The 830-nt window shown below is 64.3% G+C and carries 1 pseudogene; it reads left to right on the top strand.

Annotation, left to right across the window (positions count from 1 at the left end):
* Positions 1–559: 559 nt before the first annotated feature.
* Positions 560–830: pseudogene (locus IO36_RS47805) on the top strand (hypothetical protein); the annotation flags it as partial.

Below are 830 nucleotides of genomic sequence, written 5' to 3'. Positions count from 1 at the left end.
CTCTTAAGTTGGCCTGGCGGCCAACTACGGGCCTGACGGCCCGTTAGGTCGCCGTCGCCGTGCCTGGCGGCACGGCTGTGTATGTAGTGCGGGGTTGGCCCTGGCGGGCCAACTCGTTTGGTTTCTGTGGGTGTTGACGGGCCTGACGGCCCTCTCTCTCAAGAGAGAGGTTCTGCCTGGCGGCAGAACAGGCGCCTTGTGACGGCCCCTCCCCTGACGGGGGGGGGAAGTGAACTGGGTTGAGTGCCGGGGCCTGTCGGGGCCGGTGATGTCATAACGAGGTGGTTGCACAGATATCCGGGTTGCCTACGCTCCCCTGCCGGGGAGCCTGGGATAAGCGGTGTCAGGGCTTTCGCTTGACTGGGCGTCTGTTTCCTTTAGTCAGTGGGGAGTTCTGTGCCCCTTGCCTTTATGTCGTTTGTGTACACGCCTGACGGCGTGTTGGCTAATCGGTTTGGGCACCTGGCAGGGGCGCCCGGACTGCTCTGGTATGTGGTTGATGCGTCAGAGTGCAGGGTTCTGGAAGGGTGGGGTTATGGCTGGCGAAGGTTTGGTGTCTATGACGGTGAAGGTGTCGCTGGGCACGCGGTCTCGGCTGGAGGCCGTGGTGGCGCGTCATCGTGCTCTGCGGCGAGAGCTGGCGCGTGATGTCCGGTGGGGTGTTGAGGGTTTGAGCCGGCGTGAGGCGGATGTGGTGCGTGCCCGGTGGCGCTCAGAGGTGGTGGGGTTGCGTGAGAAGGGGCGGCTGCTGGACACGGTCGACTCGTTTGTCCTGTACGGGGTTCGTCATGAGTTGGCTGTGCGGGGGTGGGTGCGGGAGTGGCCTGAGG

Origin of the sequence: Streptomyces aureus (assembly GCF_000725495.1) — a bacterium.
Lineage (GTDB): Bacteria > Actinomycetota > Actinomycetes > Streptomycetales > Streptomycetaceae > Streptomyces > Streptomyces aureus_B.
Note: the sequence above shows the minus strand (reverse complement) of the source record. Positions and strands in the feature narration are given on the sequence as shown.